This window comes from Caballeronia sp. LZ024 (genome assembly GCF_031451455.1).
Taxonomy (GTDB): domain Bacteria; phylum Pseudomonadota; class Gammaproteobacteria; order Burkholderiales; family Burkholderiaceae; genus Caballeronia; species Caballeronia telluris.
Genome location: NZ_JARUXL010000009.1, coordinates 14,105 through 30,723 on the forward strand (window position 1 = coordinate 14,105; position 16,619 = coordinate 30,723).

13 protein-coding genes and 4 pseudogenes are annotated in these 16,619 nt (G+C 59.9%); 11 read left to right on the forward strand and 6 right to left on the reverse strand.

Annotated elements, in window-relative coordinates:
- Nucleotides 1–723: 723 nt before the first annotated feature.
- The 5 genes and pseudogenes from QCE48_RS30620 to QCE48_RS30640 all read right to left on the reverse strand — a co-directional run bounded on the left by QCE48_RS30620 (nt 724) and on the right by QCE48_RS30640 (nt 2,362).
- Nucleotides 724–960, reverse strand: coding sequence for a hypothetical protein (locus tag QCE48_RS30620; RefSeq protein WP_309788670.1), 237 nt, complete (start codon nt 958–960; stop codon nt 724–726).
- Nucleotides 961–974: 14 nt separating this feature from the next.
- A complete protein-coding gene (locus QCE48_RS30625) occupies nt 975–1,244 on the reverse strand; it encodes a DUF1488 family protein (protein ID WP_309788671.1) in 270 nt (89 codons plus the stop codon).
- A 117-nt stretch (nt 1,245–1,361) separates the two neighbouring features.
- Nucleotides 1,362–1,598: pseudogene (locus QCE48_RS30630) on the reverse strand (SOS response-associated peptidase family protein); the annotation flags it as partial.
- Between the two features lie 138 nt (nt 1,599–1,736).
- Nucleotides 1,737–1,996: pseudogene (locus tag QCE48_RS30635) on the reverse strand (DUF6723 family protein).
- Nucleotides 1,997–2,008: 12 nt separating this feature from the next.
- Nucleotides 2,009–2,362, reverse strand: a complete 354-nt coding sequence (locus tag QCE48_RS30640) for a hypothetical protein (RefSeq protein WP_404983439.1) — start codon at nt 2,360–2,362, stop codon at nt 2,009–2,011.
- A gap of 260 nt (nt 2,363–2,622) precedes the next feature.
- Here QCE48_RS30640 and imuA point away from each other — a divergent pair, with 260 nt between their 5' ends.
- The 5 genes and pseudogenes from imuA to QCE48_RS30665 form a co-directional block, all read left to right on the forward strand.
- Nucleotides 2,623–3,330: a translesion DNA synthesis-associated protein ImuA gene (gene imuA, locus QCE48_RS30645; protein WP_404983516.1), complete on the forward strand. Its 708-nt coding sequence runs from the start codon at nt 2,623–2,625 to the stop codon at nt 3,328–3,330.
- The gene (locus tag QCE48_RS30650) at nt 3,260–4,723 is read left to right on the forward strand and encodes a DNA polymerase Y family protein (protein ID WP_309788673.1); all 1,464 of its coding nucleotides are present in this window, start codon (nt 3,260–3,262) and stop codon (nt 4,721–4,723) included. The genes imuA and QCE48_RS30650 overlap by 71 nt, the downstream gene beginning before the upstream one ends.
- A gap of 14 nt (nt 4,724–4,737) precedes the next feature.
- Nucleotides 4,738–7,887, forward strand: a complete 3,150-nt coding sequence (locus tag QCE48_RS30655) for an error-prone DNA polymerase (RefSeq protein ID WP_309788674.1) — start codon at nt 4,738–4,740, stop codon at nt 7,885–7,887.
- 786 nt (nt 7,888–8,673) lie between these two features.
- A complete protein-coding gene (locus tag QCE48_RS30660) occupies nt 8,674–9,549 on the forward strand; it encodes an H-NS histone family protein (RefSeq protein WP_309788675.1) in 876 nt (291 codons plus the stop codon).
- A 493-nt stretch (nt 9,550–10,042) separates the two neighbouring features.
- A pseudogene (locus QCE48_RS30665) lies at nt 10,043–10,231 on the forward strand (transposase); the annotation flags it as partial.
- Between the two features lie 663 nt (nt 10,232–10,894).
- Here QCE48_RS30665 and QCE48_RS30670 read toward each other — a convergent pair.
- Nucleotides 10,895–12,631: a methyl-accepting chemotaxis protein gene (locus QCE48_RS30670; protein WP_309788676.1), complete on the reverse strand. Its 1,737-nt coding sequence runs from the start codon at nt 12,629–12,631 to the stop codon at nt 10,895–10,897.
- 636 nt (nt 12,632–13,267) lie between these two features.
- Here QCE48_RS30670 and QCE48_RS30675 point away from each other — a divergent pair.
- From QCE48_RS30675 to QCE48_RS32020, 6 genes and pseudogenes are all read left to right on the forward strand, one after another.
- Complete coding sequence (locus tag QCE48_RS30675; protein WP_309788677.1) at nt 13,268–13,774, forward strand: YbaK/EbsC family protein; 507 nt, start codon at nt 13,268–13,270, stop codon at nt 13,772–13,774.
- Nucleotides 13,775–13,919: 145 nt separating this feature from the next.
- Nucleotides 13,920–14,237: a flagellar transcriptional regulator FlhD gene (gene flhD, locus QCE48_RS30680; RefSeq protein WP_309788678.1), complete on the forward strand. Its 318-nt coding sequence runs from the start codon at nt 13,920–13,922 to the stop codon at nt 14,235–14,237.
- 25 nt (nt 14,238–14,262) lie between these two features.
- Nucleotides 14,263–14,853 (forward strand): flagellar transcriptional regulator FlhC, encoded by a 591-nt coding sequence (flhC, locus tag QCE48_RS30685; RefSeq protein ID WP_309788965.1) that lies wholly within the window; start codon nt 14,263–14,265, stop codon nt 14,851–14,853.
- Nucleotides 14,843–15,289 carry a nucleoside 2-deoxyribosyltransferase gene (locus QCE48_RS30690; protein WP_309788679.1) on the forward strand — a complete coding sequence of 149 codons (447 nt, stop codon included), beginning with the start codon at nt 14,843–14,845 and terminating at the stop codon, nt 15,287–15,289. Before flhC ends, QCE48_RS30690 begins: the two co-directional genes overlap by 11 nt.
- 47 nt (nt 15,290–15,336) lie before the next feature.
- Nucleotides 15,337–16,269, forward strand: coding sequence for a site-specific integrase (locus tag QCE48_RS30695; protein WP_309788680.1), 933 nt, complete (start codon nt 15,337–15,339; stop codon nt 16,267–16,269).
- A gap of 92 nt (nt 16,270–16,361) precedes the next feature.
- Nucleotides 16,362–16,499: pseudogene (locus tag QCE48_RS32020) on the forward strand (IS5/IS1182 family transposase); the annotation flags it as partial.
- Nucleotides 16,500–16,619: the final 120 nt, after the last annotated feature.

Below are 16,619 nucleotides of genomic sequence, written 5' to 3' on the forward strand. Positions count from 1 at the left end.
AGTCGCAAAAATGAAACCGGATGCCCGCCAGCCGTCGACGCTGTCGAGTAGTCGTCGAAGCCTTCGAAACTATCGTCTCCCGATCATGCGGCCGTTTGTGCCGTCGAAGACGTGACCCTGTCGTTCTCATATGCGTGGGTTTAGTCTAGAAAATGCCATCCCTGGGCGAACCTCTCTTCACGGGAGGGGTGAAAGAACGGGGCGCGTTTTGCCCTTCCGCGAGCACGGAGCTACAGGGTGCTACGGCGTACCTGTCGACCACAATAGTCGGCTGCCGGTCGTCGAACGATTTGAGAAGCTGCTGGACAAGATCCGGCTCGCTGCACCATCTAGGTCGGCCCCTCCTGGTTCTCGATCAAAGATAAAAACAGATATTGACGTCGTTTAATGTCGACTCGATTGCCGAAAATCGACTTCGCTCAGATCACAAGGACGAAAAAGACGTGTCCAGTAAGCAACCATTGATCCGGCAAGCGACCATTCAGCTCCCTCGGCCGAAGCACGGCACGTCTGCGAAAAGCTGGCTTTTGACTGCAACACGTTTTTCAGCAGACCAATGAAGCCCTCCGCAAGAGCGACAAGTCCGAGCGAGGTTTGCGCGAAGGGATGGTAGCCCAGTACGGAAAACGCGTCGCAGCCAGACTTGACGCGAAAACGGTGCTCGACGTTTGAGACTTGCGATGTCGCTTTCAGACGCCATGAACCAAGGATGCCCCTGCGAGATCACTCGGCCTCCTTCGCATTTCGGTCAATCAGCAATAGGTCAAACGCTTGGCGGGCATCTTTCAGCTCCTGCATGGCGGCTGCAAACCGCGCCAACTCGAGAGTGGTCGGGGCATGCGAGGCGCCGTCTGTAAAAAGTGCTTCGAGTGCGACCGATGCCGCCTGTACTTCGCGGGCGGCATTCGCCACGCGCTCAAGCGCCCTCGCCTCGCTTGACTTGTCCTTGCTCTTCGTCATCTTGCGTCCGAGGCCTACCGTTCGAAGTCGTGTGAGGTGAGTTTAATCATCTCGACCGCCGAACGACGGGCCTTGCGTTCAGCGATCGCAACAATCCGCTCGCGGCCATCTGAAAAGGCACGCAGGAGGCGCGAGTCGTCGGCTGGTCGTTCGAGCCAGAAATGATCCTCGAGCGCCTCGCGGGTAATAGAACACGGGAATCTCTTGCCACGTATCTCGATTTCAAACTGGACGGCTTCTCCACCGCCCGACACCATCGCCAATGGCGCAACGTTCGTATCCACATCACACCTGTTCTATTGCTATAAAAATAGGCCGCGTCTTGGGCGCTCGTCGCCTAACGATTCCCTTCGATAGATTCTTTGTGCCGGCAGCCATCAAATCACCTTGGACTTGCGCAGCTACGCTGCCAGTCTGTGATCATAGTAAGGCTGGTCGCGATCATCGAGAATCGCATGTTGCGCGTGCAGGTCGGAAGCGATCGGGTTCAACCACGCGTCGACGTGCTCGGGCTTGATCGGTACGATGCATCGATCGTGACCTGCAGCCGCCACTTCCTCCGGCGGATCATCGGTGATGGCGGCGAACGAAAGCAAGTCCGGCTGCCCCTGGGCTGACCAGCGCGACCAAAGGCACGCGCTGCCTTCCACACGTTCCCAATAGAGACGTGCAAATTCCCGGATGTCCATCTGCGCGCCGAACATCTTGACGTACTTGCGGTAGTCCGCCTCAATCTGCGCCGAATAGCACATGCGTCGCTCCGTTTGTCGCTCCGGTTATAGCTCCGGATTGCCGAGATCGCCCTCGACGATACGTTCGCCAGCACCTGCGCGGCTGCCAGCGCTTCTGTCTGCGTGAGATACGGCCCGATGTCCTGCGCGCCGTCGAACGGATACAACAGTTTCCCATCGGTGGTTCGAACCACCTGAAGGCGCCCGAAGAACCGACGGTAGCCGCCCAGCCGGTAGCTCGTCGATATTTCGAAATCGTCCTCGGACGTAGCCGGAACGCTGGGTTTAAAACCAATCTTGCTCAAAACATCCATCCTCTATGTTGCTGCTGTCAAGGCACTGCACAACGTCATCATCTTCTGAACCAGTGTACTTGCGTGATTCAGGCCCATCTCGCCGGTGAACAGAGCCTGAACGTCGGATTGGCGCACCTTGATGCCAGCCTCGCCCAGATCTCTGCGGGCAACCTTCAACGCAAGTTGCCCTATCTGTACGCGGTCGAGCCAGTCCATCACAACAGCATTTCTGACCAGCCAAATCCGGCAACCCTGGACGATATGGTCAATCCGCCACTCGTGAGTCAGTGAGCGCGACGCGGCGGCAGTCGCCACCAGGAAACATAGCAGTTCGGCGCGCGCGCCGGACCGGCCATCAATATTCTGCATGTGCATCGCGATTGCTCCTAGATTCTTCCGCTAGCGACAATCTTATCGCGGGCGCGAGGATCCGATTCAACGCCTTGGACTACATCGTGCTTCCCGTCGTCACCTCAATCCAACATCGTGCTTCCCGTCGTCACCTCAATCGAGCGCCCCCGTTCCAGCATAGACTTCCGGCTCGGCGCCGGCGAATTAAAAGGGGCAATTCACTGCTTCACATTTTCGATGTAAAGTACTGTACATCCATACAGTTATTCTTGTACATCCTTCCCGTGTCCGCGCTGCCGAAACATGTCGAATCGATCCACCCCGCGCTATGGCGCGGGTCTCAGCTCGCGCGTGCCTATGGCAAGACAGTTGACACGGGCTACGCAGCCCTATCGGCGGAGCTTCCCGGCGGCGGCTGGCCGCTCGGCGCGCTCGTCGAATTGCTGGTGCAGCAGCCTGGAGTGGGAGAGCTTCGCCTATTGCGCCCGGCACTCGCAGAACTCAGCCGCCGGCCGGTTGCGCTACTGCGAGCGCCCCACGTGCCCAATTCACTCGCGTTCTCCTATCTGGGATTGCCGCCCGACAAGCTGCTCCAGTTGCGTGCGCCGAAGACCGCCGACGCCCTCTGGTGCGCCGAGCAGGTGCTGCGGGCACGAAGTTGCGGCGCGCTCGTCTTCTGGCAGCAGCACATCCGCGCCGAGGCCCTGCGGCGGCTGCATCTGGCTGCGCAGGCGACCGAGACGCTCTTTCTCCTTGTCCGGCCGCTCGCCAGCGCAGCGGATGCGTCGCCAGCCACGTTGCGCCTAGGTGTGCGTTCGGCCGATGGCGGCATCGTCGTCGACGTCATCAAGCGACGAGGACCGATCCGAAACGAGACGCTCAGCGTCGCCCTGCAACCCTCACCGGTTTTGGTCAGCCCTCATGGCCGTACTCGTCGCCATTCACCTGCCCCGGCTTTCGCTGGAGGTATTCCGTCCAAGGTGGTCGCCTAGGACGGAGAACGGCTGCGTCGTGCTGGACAGGGACAAGGTCGCTATCGCCGATGCGGTGGCTCGGGAAGCGGGCGTGTTGCTCGGCATGAAGCGCGGGGGAGTCGTGACGCTCGCGCCCGACGCGCTCGTCTACGACCGCGCGCCCGTGCGCGAGCAGGACATGTTGCGCGAGGTCGCGCTCGCCCTGATGCGCTTTTCGCCGATGGTGGCCGTCTGCGAAGAGGAGACGGTGGTGGTCGATGTATCGGCGAGCCTGCGTCTTTTCGGCGGCATCCTGCGGATCTGCCATCAAATTCGAAAGATTGTCGATGCCGTCGGCGTGAGCGTGCGCATGAGCGTCGCTCCGACCGGTCGGGGCGCCTGGATGCTCGCGAAGCGCGGGCGTCGGCGCGTGCTCAAGATGCGCTCGCTGGAGCGTGAACTCGACTCGCTGCCGTATCTGGTCGTGCCGGAAATCCGCCGCTTCGCCGACTGGTTCGCCGGGCTCGGATGCCGTGTGCTCGAAGATATCCGTCGCCTGCCGCGCGCCGGTTTGAAGAAGAGGTGTTCCGTGGAGTTGCTGGATTCGTTGGACCGCGCCTACGGGCTGTCGCCAGAACTGTACGAGTGGCTGGATGTGCCGCCCACGTTCAGCGCCCGCGTCGAACTGCCCGACCGGGTCGAACATGCCGAGGCGATTCTATTCTCCACTCGCCGGCTTGTCGTGCAGCTTTGCGGCTGGCTGAGCGCGCAGCAACTCGCGCTCACGCATGCGAGCGTGACACTCGAACACGAACGCGGTCGCGAGGCGATCGAGCCGACCACCATCGACCTAGCGCTCGCCGAGCCGACCTGGCACGAAGAACATCTCGTGCGACTGCTGAAAGAGCGTTTGGGGCGCGTCGAACTTCCGGCGGCCGTCATCGCCGTGCGGCTCACCGCGACCCACGTCCAGGGCGCCGAACCGCCGACCGACACGCTCTTTCCAGAACCCGGCGGCTCGGCGGAAGACCATAACCGTTTGCTGGAACTGCTCGTCGCGCGTCTGGGATCGGAGAACGTGCTGCGCCCGGCGCCGACGTCCGATCACCGGCCCGAACACGCGAACCGCTGGGTATCGGTCCAGGATGTGGCCAAGCCCGAAACACCGCCCTGCGACCTGCCCCGCCCGACGTGGTTGCTCGAAACGCCGCTACGTCTGATGGTCAAGAACCACCGGCCGTTCTACGGATCGACGCTGAAGCTCGTTTCGACCGGCGAGCGCATCGAGGCCGGCTGGTTCGATGGCGACCTGGCTGCGCGCGACTACTTCGTCGCCGAAGCCGCCGACAAGAGTTGCTACTGGATCTACCGCGAACGGCCGAGCGCGACCTCGGACGAAGTGCGCTGGTTCCTGCACGGCCTCTTCGGATGACATGAGCGAACGCCGTGGATTCGCCTTTCTCCGCCCTGCCCGCCTACGCGGAGCTCTTCGCCTTTTCCAACTTCACCTTCCTGCATGGGGCGTCGCGCGGGGAAGAGCTCGTCATACGCGCGTCGCAGCTCGGCTATTCGGGTCTCGCCATCACCGACGAATGTTCGCTCGCGGGCGTCGTCCGCGCTCATGTGCAGGCGAAGGAAGAGAAGCTGCCGCTCGTCATCGGCTCGTACTTCAAGCTGGTGCACGCCGACAAACACCCTGCCTTCGGGCTCATTCTGCTGGCTCAGAACCGCGAGGGCTACGGCAACCTGTCCGAGCTAATTACGCTCGGCCGCATGCGAGCGGCGAAGGGCAGCTATCTGCTGACGCCGCAGGACATCGCACGTCCGGAAAAGGCGTACGCGCATCTGCGCGGCATGCCGAACTGCCTCGCGATCCTAATCCCTGATTTCCCGGCGAAAGAAGACGCGCTCGCCGCGCAACTCGAATGGATGAATGCAACTTTCCCGGCTCGGGCTTGGGTTGGACTGACGTTACACCAGCGTGCCATGGACGACATCCATCGCGGCACGGTTGAGCACGTCGCCTCCCGGTATCTGGTGCCGGTGGTGGCCACCGGCAACGTCGTCATGCACGTCCGGTCCAGAAAGCCGCTGCAAGACACGATGACGGCGATTCGCCTCGGCAAGCCGGTCGCGCAATGCGGCTACGACCTGGCACCCAATGCCGAGCAACATCTGCGTTCGCGCTTGCGTCTGGCTAACCTATATCCCGAACACACGCTGACCGAAACGCTGAGTGTGCTGGAGCGCTGCACTTTCTCGCTGGATGAACTCAGGTATGAATACCCCGACGAGCTCGTTCCGGAAGGTTTTACGCACGAGGCGTATCTGCGTCAGGAAACGTATATCGGTGCCCATCGGCGGTTTCCGAACGGCATCCCTCACGCGGTACAAGAGCTGATCGAACACGAACTGCAGTTGATCCGCGATCTAGAGTACGAGGCGTATTTTCTGACCGTCTACGACATCGTGCGTTTCGCCCGCAGCCAGCACATCCTGTGTCAGGGACGCGGATCGGCAGCGAACTCCGCTGTGTGCTATTGCCTGGGTGTGACCGAAGTGGATCCCTCGCGCGGCAACATGCTGTTCGAGCGATTTATCAGTAAGGAGCGCGGTGAACCTCCCGATATCGACGTCGATTTCGAGCATCAGCGGCGCGAAGAGGTCATCCAATACATCTATCAAAAGTATGGACGCGACCGCGCGGCGATCGCGGCGGCCGTCTCCACTTACCGGCCTCGTGGCGCGCTACGGGAGACGGGAAAGGCATTGGGCGTCGATCCACAGATCGTCGACCGGGTCGCGAAAAGCCATCAGTGGTTCGACAATTCCTCGGACTTGTTGCAACGCTTCGGCGAGTCGGGGCTGGATCCGGAGAACCCGTTGATTGTGGCCTGGGCGTCCCTGGCCGGGCAGATACTGAATTTTCCCCGGCACCTGTCACAGCATTCGGGCGGATTCGTGATTAGTCGCGGCAAGCTCACGCGGCTCGTTCCTGTCGAAAACGCGGCGATGGCCGATCGGAGCGCCATTCAGTGGGACAAGGACGATCTGGAGGCGCTCGGGCTGCTTAAGATCGACGTGCTCGCGCTTGGCATGCTATCGGCGATTCGCCGCGCGCTCGACATCGTGTCCGAGCAGCGCGGAGAGCGATTTGAAATGCAGGACATCCCCGCCGAGGATCCCGCCACCTACGAGATGATTTCGCAGGCAGACACGGTCGGCGTGTTCCAGATTGAGTCCCGGGCGCAGATGTCGATGCTGCCAAGGTTAAAGCCCAGGACCTTTTACGACCTCGTCATCGAGGTGGCCATCGTTCGACCGGGGCCGATTCAGGGGGGTGCGGTTCATCCCTATCTTCGCCGCCGGCAGGGATTTGAGCCTGTCACCTATCCCAGCGACGCACTCAAAGTTGCGCTCGGACGCACGCTGGGCGTCCCGATCTTTCAGGAACAGGTGATGCAGGTCGCGATCCTCGCGGCGGGTTTCACGCCGGGCGAAGCGGATCAACTCAGGCGTGCGATGGCCGCCTGGAAGCGCAAGGGTGGCCTGCAGAAGTACTACGACCGTATCGTCAATGGCATGCGCGAGCGTGGCTACCAGCAGGAATTCGCAGAAGCGATCTTTGAGCAAATCAAGGGGTTTGGAGAGTATGGCTTTCCTGAAAGTCACGCCGCCAGCTTTGCGCTGCTTGTCTATGCGAGTAGCTGGCTCAAATGTCACGAGCCGGCGGCATTTCTCGCCGCCATGCTGATTTCACAGCCAATGGGCTTTTACTCACCATCCCAGCTCGTCCAGGATGCGAAGCGGCACGGCGTACAGGTGGCTGCCGTCGATGTCACGATCAGTGGTTGGGATTCGGTACTCGAACGGCAGGAAGGACGCGCGGTTTCCGCGGTCCGGCTCGGATTATCTTTGCTTAAAGGAATGCGTGACGGCGCGGCAGAGCGTATCGAGGCCGCACGGGCAGTCAGACCGTTTTCCAGCGTCAGCGATTTGGCGCGCCGCGCGCAACTTGATCGGCACGATCTGCAGGTTCTCGCGAGCGCCAATGCCCTGACGACGCTTGCCGGGAACCGTCGCGAGGCGCTCTGGCAGTCGGTCGCCGCCGTCCCCGATATCGACATATTGGCCTTCGCACGCATCGATGACGAGACGCCGGTCCTAGGCGCACCGTCTGAAGCCGAAGAAATCGTAGGCGACTATCGATCGACTGGCTTGACGCTCGGGCGCCACCCGCTGGAGTTGCTTCGACCGATCCTGCTCGAGCAGCGCCTGATACCCGCGTCAACCCTGCGAGGCTACCCTAACGGCCGACTTGCTCGCGGCTGCGGCCTCGTGACCGTCCGACAGCGACCCGGCACCGCCAAGGGCGTGATGTTCGTGACGCTCGAAGACGAGACGGGCAACGTCAACGTAATCGTCTGGCCGTCACTGCTCGAGAAACAACGACGGGAAGCGCTCGGCGCCTCGCTGCTCGCGGTCTACGGGACATGGCAATGCGAAGGCGAAGTACGACACCTTGTCGCACAAAGACTTGTGGATTTGTCCCATTTATTAGGTAACTTAACAACGATCAGCCGAAATTTCTGCTGAGAGGATAGCCAGCGCAGCATAGTGGACTTCGCCCACCGGCTCTGAAACTCCACAAGAGTTCACGAGATACCGGTGCCATGCAACGCCGGCAAGCAGAGCACGGGCACCGCCTTCCCATAGGCCAGTAGAAAACCGGGGGTCGTCGACTGCCTCACGTGACATCCAGTTGACTACGAATCCGAACGCGTCCGAACGAAAACAAGAAGAGCGTTTTGGCATCATGCCGGCTGCCCAGTAGCACTTAAACAAGGACTGCCGTTCAACTCTGCCCATCTCGATGAGCCTCAGGATCGCGGCAAGAGAGCCAACGTTCGACCTTTTCGCGCAAGGTCGCTTCCCACTCGTGCGCCGCATGCGCGAACATATAGCTACCGCCCGCCGAGCGGTATGAAAGTCATCAAGCACGATTGCAAACACAAAATTCCACAGCTTGCGGATCGCTTCTAAATTCCCCGCCGGAGCGCTGCCGTCAGATGGCGTCAGATGGCTTCAGGCGACGGCCACATAAGACATCTACTGTTAATCCACTTGGAAACGACCGAGCCGCATGTTTCGTTAAAGAAACGTTTTACAATCGCTTACGCGTCCTTCCCCGTGTTGCATGAACTTGCATAACCTCCCCCGTCTTTAGGCGATAGGGTCGACTCAGTAGTGCAAATGCGAGAATCCCGTTTGAAGTGAAAGAAGACCAACGGAAATAGTCGGCTGCATGCTAGCGGACTTAAGCGCTTCGCCTTATTGACAATTAGTGGCATAGTTTGGGCATGACCACTTAGGAGATTCCTCATGGCAACGCTCGAACAGATCAAGGCAAAAATGAAGGAACTGCAAGCTCAAGCCGATGCGCTAATTTCAAAGCGCTCGCGCGCTGTGCTCGACGACATCCGTGCGTTGATGGACCAACATAATCTGACCACAGCCGACATCGACGCTCATCACAGTAGTCCGGCGCGTCGGGGACGGCCGCGTGGTGCCGTGTCACAGTCTAGTGCGGCGCCAAAGCAGGCGTCCTCCAAATCCTCGTCGCCAACGGCAACCAAGGCCAAACTCCCGGCGAAGTACCGCAATCCGAAGACCGGGCAGACTTGGAGCGGTTGGGCGCGCCCTCCTGCCTGGATCGCCAAAGTCAAGGATCGAACCAAATTCTTGATCGGTGTAAGTTCCGCCGAAGCGAACTCTGTGGCGACGCAGCGAGCAACGACCAACCGCGCAGGGAGCCAGCCAGCGGCCAAGAAGCGAGCGTCAGCAAAGGCGAGCGTGTCCTCAGCCAGCGCCCCGACACAGAGCACCACTCCGAAGAAAGCGCCGGGCGCCTCAGAACCCGTTGCGACAAAGGCTGCGAGGAAGGCCGGTCGCAAGGTCGCAGCAAAGACAGTGAAGCCGGCCGCAGCGCCTGCTCCAGCGACGAAGAGCGGCGCAACGAAAGCGGTCGCCAAGAAGGCAGTTGCAAAAAAGGCGGCTCCCAAAAAGTCCGCAGCCAAGAAGGTCACGACAGCAAAGACTCCGGCGCGCAAAGCCATCTCCAAGCGCGCGACAGCGGCACGAACACGGGCCAACGGTGCGGCACTACAGCCAACTCTCGCTATGCCTGATACGCTCAGCACCGAGGTGCCGATGACGCTTCCGTCGGCACCGTCGAACGGCGCGGAGGCGACCGCCTGAGTTTGGAGAATTGTGGAACGGATTGCGTTGCGGCGCGTGGCCCCTCGGCGGACCTGCTCCGTAGGCACTACACCGTGCTAAAGAGGACCAAGCGTGTCACAAATCAGAAGCGGTCCGCAGAGGCCGCTTCTCACCGGTTAACAAGGTCGTGGTAGCAGCGCCGACCCTACGGTCGTTGTCGTGCAATTTCATCCATCCTTTTACCACGCCGGCAACGTCAAGCTGATCGTTACTGTCAATTCTGCCAACGACGATCTTGCCGACCCACATCCCCTGTTCTCGGCAACCTAGCAGTCTCAGTTCCCCGATAGCATCGTGCAGATAGGGAATTCAAAGGTTGTTTCACTCCCGGTGCGTTTCCGAGACCGTTCACATCACCGTTGCAGACCGGGTTTCGACGAAGCGCCAGCTTCGCGTATTGTAGGGAGTTCGCTAATTCAGTATATCGAATTAGGACCTAGCGCGTGGACAAGCGATTCCGAATCCGCGTACGCAGGACGACCACGTCAACCTGCTGGTGACCTATCCGTCCAAGATCGCGGTATCGGCGTTGGTGAACGGCCTGAAAGACATTTCGAGCCGGATGATCCGCCAGAACAGTTACCCGAGCGTCCGGCGCAACCGGTGGGGCGGCGAGCTATGGGTTAGCGCGGACGCCAGCGGCGCCCTCCTAGGGCGCTAGTGCGGTGTGTTCTGCTGTTCGATGTATGGCGCACGACCCCGATGGGCGCACCGCCCCAGATATCGGCGAGAAATATGGCGGCGACCCGACGCGCGCTTGAATCGCTCAGTATCTTGCCACCGACATGAACACTCGGGTACTCAGAAATACGTTCCCGCGCAGACATCTCGATGGCCGCCGCAGCGATGAGGAACTTGCGAGTCTCCTCGGGGTATCCAGCCATCGCACCGCCGTCCGACTCAGACAAACATTGGAAACGCCATCTGTCCTCAGGTTAGCCAAGTCCGGCATTCCGCTGCCGAACGCCAAGCGACCCCTCCTGTATCTTCGAAGGATCACCTTTGCCGGGTCATATCGCGCTCGAATCGCAGCGCAATGCGTTCAGTGGGACTCTCTGTCGCCCGTAAGGCCGTTTCTTCCGCGGTTTCGCGCGCACGAAGCCACCGCGCTTGCCTCGCGGCTCCATTGATCGAATTCTTCCGTCTTCTGTAACACGCGGCGCCCTGCGCATGCTCGGGCCCGCGCGTCGTTGCGCTCTATCTGGTTCGCTCTGGTCAACTCACGGAATGACTTCCACTTCAAAGAATGCGCCATGTGGCGCACACAACAAAAAGCCGCAACGCGCGCGAGTCGCGGCGTTTCGTTCCATGGCTTCGGATGTCGTTAGAAAACCTCCCAGTTGGAGTCACTCGTTGCGAGAGCAGATTCTGCGCGCATTGCCTTCGAAACCACTCCCGCCTGCACAGACGAAACAGATCGCTGTGCTGGTTTTGCAGCGGGCGCGGCCGTAGCGCAGCGTTCCGAAGCCGGTCGTTTTTCTGACATGGATGCCGTCCCCGAAACTAGCGAGACGCCGGCCGGTTGACTTGTACGGAAAACAGCGACCGCTGCACGCAGCTGCTCGGCCTGCTCCTCCAGCGAGCCAGCGGCAGCCGCCGCCTCCTCGACGAGGGCAGCGTTCTGTTGGGTAACTTCGTCCATTTGGGAGATTGCTTGATTCACCTGCTCAATGCCTCGACTTTGCTCGTGCGATGCTGATGCAATCTCGCCCATGATATCGGTTACACGCTGAATAGCGACGCCGACGTTCTGCATAGTTTCGCCCGCCTTAGCAACCAATTCCGTTCCGGCTTGCACACGGCTGCCGGACGTTTCAATCAGGCACTTGATCTCCTTCGCCGCGCCGGACGAGCGTTGCGCGAGACTGCGTACTTCGCTTGCCACAACGGCGAAACCGCGGCCCTCCTCGCCTGCGCGGGCCGCTTCTACAGCGGCATTGAGTGCCAGGATGTTGGTCTGAAACGCGATGCTCTCTATCATGCCGATGATTTCGGCGATTTTGCTAGCGCTTTGCTCAATTCCGGCCATTGTCTCAACGACCCTTCCGATGATCGCGCTACCCTCATTCGCTACCGCATTCGCATTGTCTGCCATGCCGCTTGCCTGGTTCGCGTTTTCGGAGTTCTGCTTCACGGTCGCGGTCAGCTCCTCCACGCTCGCTGCCGTTTCCTCCAGTGACGCGGCCTGTTCTTCGGTGCGCGACGACAGGTCGATGTTGCCCGCTGCGATCTGCTTGCTCGCGCTCGCAATCGCCTCGCTGCTGGCGCGCACAGCGCCAACAGTTGCAGCAAGCTTCTCTTTCATAGTGGCTACACCGGTCAGCAATTGGCCCATCTCGTCGTGCGTCTCGATCGCAACGGTACGAGTCAAATCGCCCGCGGAAATGTGTTCAAAGTGCTCGAGCGCCGCGGCCAACGGCGTCATGATTGCACGACGTAAGAAGAACCACCCCGCTGCAGCGCCGGCAATACCCGCCAGCAGCGAGAGAACGCCCATAGTGCGCAAAGTCGCAACTCGGAGATTGTTTTCTGCGTCTTGCAGCGCCGCGTCCGTAAGCTGGAACTCCTTGAGTTTTTTGAACGCATCGCTCGTGCGGTTGTATGCATCGGGCACTTCCTTGCCTGCAAAACGAAGGATCTCGGTCCGATCACCTTTTTCGATGGCTGCACCGAAGCCCGCGAGCACCTTCCGCATCTGGGCGCGACCTTCCACCACGTCTTTTGCAAGGACCTCTTCCTCCGCTCCACGGGGAATAACATCGTACTTTTTATACCAGCCGTCCGAGTCTGCTAGGGACTGTTCTGCGCGCGCACGCAATCCGCCCGACTCCTGGCCTTCCGGATCAAGCGCATAGCGATCTAGGAGTACTCGCGCCCGGTTCAGGTAGACATCGGAAACGCCCAATGCATTGACGGATGGCAGCGTGTTGAGGCTGACATCCCTCGCGGAAGCGTTGATCGTGGCCATCCCGTACATGCCGAAGGCTACGCACAGGCAAAGCAGGACACCAAGAAACGTCATGGTGAGCGCGAGCCGCGCTCGAATCGTCAAAATCTTCATCTCTCTATCCCGCGCGAAAAGAAGCCCGACGCGTTCGCGCATTTGCATCGCGTCGTCGCTTATGTGGTGAGGTAACCTTTGCTTATCGGCGGAAACCCATAATTCTGTAATGAAATTGTATTGAACCGCGCCATACCAGCGCAGTGATCATTCAGACAATCCATTACGTTCGCGTCGCCTCAAGCTGCGTCCTGGCTCTGCTCGGAGAGCGGACGCAGATACGGTTCGGCCCGCTATGGCTTGGTCTTAGTCACCAATCCTTCGATTGAGCGTCAATCGACGCCGTGCTATGTCGAAAGAATGCAGCCCATTCACCAGTACGCGACAGGGTCGGAGATGGGTCACAGGCCCGCCATTCGCAGGAGCAAATAAAATCGTCGCGCTCGCCCATGGCGCGCGTCAGCAGCTCGCAGTCCTCAAGCGCAGCCAGCGGCGAGCGGCGAGTCGTTCTAGCTTGGCTTTTGTACGTGCGAGGTAGGTTAGAGACAGAAGCACGTCGCCTGTTTTAAATGGAACTTAGCGGATCGGATATCGCGGTGTCCCGTACTCGACGGCACCTCCGACACCGCCTCGTGCAGCGCACGCATCGGCATCGACCTCGACCTCGACTTCGACCACTGCGCGAACACGATCGTCGTGCGTTATAAGAAGGACCGCACCGGACGGTACGCATGCATCGTGACGCCCGCCACACGGCGGCTCGACGTGAACAGTCTGGTTAAATGCGAACTCGCGGCCGAGCGGATTTCGTTCGCGTCACGCGAAGTGGCGACCGAATTGTCGGGCATGAAGTACTGCGGCATTACCGCCTTCGGCCTCCCCGACACATGGCCGATTCCGGTGAAGGTGACGACGGGTAAGCACATCGCCATGGGCGCGGCGGTTCGAGAAGCGAAATTCTTGCTTTCCCCCCAGCGTCTCGTTTGTCTTGCCGAACACGGCGGTGGCGACGCTCGCGACCTGATCGACCTGCAAATTCTGCGGCCCGGTAAAAGCACGTTAGCCGTTTTTATTCGGTACTCCATCAATTATCAGTTATTAGAGCGCACGTTCGTTTTTTATTTATCCCCGTATTATTTACCGTGGTTCATTGTCACGGGAACAATTAGACCGGTCAAAACTATTGATCTGCTGAAAGCCTAGCTTTAAAATCGTCGTTGTTCTGCTGTAACCCGCTGTTTCTCTTGTGGTTTCCAGCACATGCCAATCAGCCCACCCGCTGATGCTGAACGGAAAAAGATACCGGAAATAAATTTCGGCCACGTTCGGGGATTAACTGTTGGAAGCTATGAAAAGTCTTGAAACACTGGAATCGATTCGCGAAATCAACCTCTCCTACATCATGCTCGCGCAGCGCATGCTGCGTGAAGACCGCGCCATCGGCATATTCCGCCTCGGCTTGTCCGCTGACCTTGCCGATCTGCTCGCCGGCCTCTCTCTGCCGCAGGTGGTCAAGCTCGCCTCCTCCGACCAGATGCTGTGCTTTTTCCGCTTCAACGACCACGCGATGCTCTCCGCGCTCACGCAACCGGCCAAGCACGCGGACATCGCCGCAACGCACGCTGCCATCCTGATGGCCGGCCGGCCCGCTGAACAGTTCGCTTGAGAGACCGGACTTCACCATGACCACCCTGCTCAAGAAAAGCCTCACCGAAGACGCGACCGACGTGTTTCGCGCGATCGCGCTGATCGAACTCGGCGCGCGCATGCAGGTGCTCGAAAGCGAACTCCCGCTCTCGCGCGATCGCATGATTCGCTTATATCGTGAGGTAAAGGGCGTCTCACCGCCCAAGGGCATGCTGCCGTTTTCGGCCGACTGGTACATGACGTGGCTCGCGAACATCCACGCATCGCTGTTCTATAACACGTACGTGTTTCTCAAGAACGAAGCGGGCTGCTCGCATCTCGATGCGCTGACCAAGGGTTATCGCCTATATCTGGAGCATTGCGCTCATAGCGGCGTCGAACCGGCGCTCGATCTGACGCGCGCCTGGACGCTAGTGCGTTTCTTCGACGCCGACATGCTGCAATTCACGCGCTGCTGCCGCTGCACCGGCAAGTTCGTCGCGCACAAGCACGACCTGCAGAACAACGTGGTGTGCGGTGCCTGCCAGCCGCCCTCGCGCGCAGGCAAGACCAAGAAGGCCGCCGCGCGTACGGCCGCGCTCGCGGCGGAAAGCGAGCAGGTCGAGCAAATCGATCTGGCGGTCAATGCGGCTTAACCCACTCGATGGCGAGTTGCCCTCCTCGCTTCAAGGCGAGGATGCCGCTCGATGGACGTTTGGTGCGAACATCGACCTGATCCGTTCAGCAGAAATCGTCATGGCGCGTCTTGATGACTTTCGCGGCTCAGACGAACCGGACAGCGGGACTGCGTTCGAAGTTGGATTTGCAGTGGCGCGTGGAACGCCGCTCTGGGCGTACCGGTCGACGGAAACTACGCTCGCCGAGCGCGTCAAGGCGACAACGGTGAACAGCGACGGAGGCATTTGCGAAGCCGGTTATCTCATCGAAGATTTCGGGCTGCGAGTAAATCTAATGCTCGCGTGCTCCGCGCATATTGTCGTGGGCGGACCGGACATGTGCCTCGACGCGATTGCCCCTGTTTTGGACGGTGCGCCCCCCGTCCTTGGCGGCTCGGGGTTGGCAAAGCGTTAGCTTCGCTGTAGGGTTTGGGTTAGGCGAACTTCAGTATATCGACATCTATGTTCGACAACGGTTGGCTTTCAGCACCCGAGGATGCGTACGCACAATGGCAAGGTGAGGAAGCCACCGGTGCGGATCGGCGCGCGTTCGCCGATCAGTCGATCGTTCAGCACCGTGCGATGTTCTCGCGGTTCAACGACTACCTGATTGCCCACCGTGCGACTGTGGCCACTTACGGAGCGGATCACCTCGACGGCTTCTTCAACGCCCTTGCGCAGGACTGCGCCCCCGGTACGACGACGCGCCTTCGCTATCTCAAGCTAATCGATCGCTTTACGCGACATCTGGTCAACATCGAGTTGCGTGCCGACAATCCGGCCGCGCAGATGCTCGTCAATGAGAGCTGGCCAGAGGACGAACCGACGCCCGTCTATCTATCTTCGGAAGATGACACGCGGCTACAGGCGGTCTGCGTTGTCGCCGAAGGTGCAGGGTTTAAGGAACTGCGAAACACGGCGATCGTTGCGCTGTTTCTTGCTTCGGGAGTTACGGCGGCTGAACTTAGGCAACTGCGAGTCGACGACCTCGACATGCATGGCCAGCGCCCTACCGCTTTCGTCGAGAAACACGGACCTCGCATTGGCCGCCGCGTGCCAATTGACCCTTTCGCGGCCGACCTTCTGCGCAGCTATAAGGACGCGCGCCGGCGCATCCAGTGCACGACGCAATGGCTGTTCATTGCAACCGCGGGGGGAAAGCCGATGCAGCCGGATATATTGCTGAAATGCGTTCGAGGATCTTTACGACGCGCGGGCTTGTCGGCAGCCGACGAGAGTCCGCGCTTGCTGCGCAATACGTTCGGGCGTCGCAAGATCATTGCAGGCAAGTCCAACGAGCAAGTAAGCAACCTTATGGGCTTGTCGAGCCACCGCACCGCTACACGTCTGCGTCAAACAGTTGATGCTAAGGAGATGTCCGACGCACGAGCTTAGTGGCGGCGTTGCGGCCGGCTTCGGCCCAGAGCGTGTCAAAACGCATTTTTGGAGCGCTAAAATTCTTCATCCTATAGCGGAGGATGAGCAAGATGAAACGGTTCGTTCAAGGCGACAATCGTAATCAGAGCTTTCTCCTCCCCGACGCACTCGACGACTACGTAACGGACACCAATCCCGTGCGCGTAGTTGATGTCTTTGTCGATGAGCTTGATCTTCATAAGCTCGGCGGTTTCAAGTGTGAAGCGCAAACCGGGGTTAATGTTTAGAGCTTTGAGGTTGACTTGCTGATGCGAGGGTCGCGGCGAAGACCTCGAATGGCGAATGGAAGTTGTGAGTTGCACGAGGTC